The sequence below is a fragment of the Psychrobacter sp. FME5 genome, from assembly GCF_014861375.1.
In the GTDB taxonomy this organism is placed as follows: domain Bacteria; phylum Pseudomonadota; class Gammaproteobacteria; order Pseudomonadales; family Moraxellaceae; genus Psychrobacter.
The window spans coordinates 1-1,718 of record NZ_RRYX01000211.1 but is presented as its reverse complement, the minus strand read 5'-3'; the positions used below and the strand labels follow the sequence as shown (position 1 = coordinate 1,718).

Annotated in this window: 1 protein-coding gene; it reads left to right on the top strand. The window is 35.7% G+C overall.

The window, feature by feature from the left end:
• Positions 1 to 655: 655 nt before the first annotated feature.
• The gene (locus EI161_RS14215; RefSeq protein ID WP_192524923.1) at positions 656 to 1,285 is read left to right on the top strand and encodes a superoxide dismutase; all 630 of its coding nucleotides are present in this window, start codon (positions 656 to 658) and stop codon (positions 1,283 to 1,285) included.
• The last annotated feature ends 433 nt before the right edge of the window (positions 1,286 to 1,718 follow it).

The window sequence follows — 1,718 nt, the reverse complement described above, 5'->3', positions numbered from 1 at the left end:
GTGACGACTATTTTGTAATATTGCTCTACCATTAAATAGATATTGATGATAAATTCGTCTATGGGCATCTCATGACTCCGTTGTATTCTTGGTCGAAAACAATAGATTAGTGAGATGCTCTTCTTTTTTCAATCACTTTTGATGTTGAGAGTGGGGTGTTTTAACTATGTTTTAATAGTGATAGGCAGCATAGCGACATTTTGGCAGGGTTCTTACAAGCTATCTTAATGGCGCTTGCCTTGATTGCGTCTGCATATTCTATGCTGTCACTGGCTAAATTACCAATTAGCATAAGTAAACGGCGATTCATAACATTTGGTAACTGATATTTGTCGTCACTGTTGCTATAATAAGCGGCAAGTTACAGTGAATTATATCTTATAGCTTGTGAACTTAAAGTTAACAATACTTTTAAATGCCAATAACGACTTTTAAGTCAGTAACTTGGTGTTTAACGGTATGACAACGATTGAGTTTTGCCTGCTTAAGATGGTTTTATAATTTAGTACTTTTTTAGGTTTACAGCAATATGTTAAGCATATTGAGTCACAGATTTAACTAACAATAAACTAAGCCAATTTAGTCCAATAATTTATAGCATTGCTTTTACGCTATACCTAATACTAATGGCTAAACCAGCAAGGATAAAATAACTATGTCAAATATTACTTTACCAGACCTACCATATGCAAAAGACGCGCTTGAGCCACATATCAGTGCTGAGACGCTAGAATACCATCATGACAAGCATCATGCCGCTTATGTAAACAAGCTAAATGACTTGCTACCTGGTTCTGGTCTAGAAGACAAAACATTGCCAGAAATCATCGTTGCAGCGTCGAAAGATGACAACAAAAAAACGATGTTTAACCAAGCAGCCCAAGTATGGAATCACACTTTCTATTGGAACTGCATGACGCCAGAAAACGGCGGCGGCGAACCTACTGGTGACTTGAAAGCTAAAATCGAAGAAGATTTCGGTAGCTATGATAAGTTCCGTGAAGAGTTCAAAAACGCAGCGACTTCACAGTTTGGTTCAGGTTGGGCATGGCTAGTTGCTGATAAAGTCGGTGGCAAACTATCAATCGCGAAAACTGGTAACGCTGATAACCCATTAGCACACGACCAAGTCGCGGTATTGACTTGTGACGTATGGGAACATGCTTACTATATCGATTATCGCAACCGTCGTCCTGATTACGTCGACACCTTCCTAGACAAGCTAGTAAACTGGGACTACGCAAACGCTAAATATAAAGGTCAAGATGCTGGTGTTGAAGAGTAATCTTTAACTTCTAAGTATTTGATTTACTTTATAAGTAGAAAAAAAGGACGCTGAGAGGCGTCCTTTTTTTGGTTTAAATTTTTTGATAAATTATAATTATCTAAATTTATAATGTTGACGGAATGCACTTCATCTTTCAATCTAAGAATCAATAATAAGATAAGAAAATATCCTTATAAAGCATAAATGAGACTGTTGCTTCAATCACGTATAAAAAGCTAACTAGCACTACTAATGACATAATGATATTGAATACAAACATGATTTTGCTATAAGATTTATTTAAAAAAGAGAATAACGTTACAATTAACATTATTAGAAAATACAGCGTTGTCTCTGCTGAGCCTAAAATATTAATAATGCTAAAGTATCTATTTACTAGGGCGTGTCATCAATTAGCATAGATATTTCAGAATAAGCTATACTTAGATCG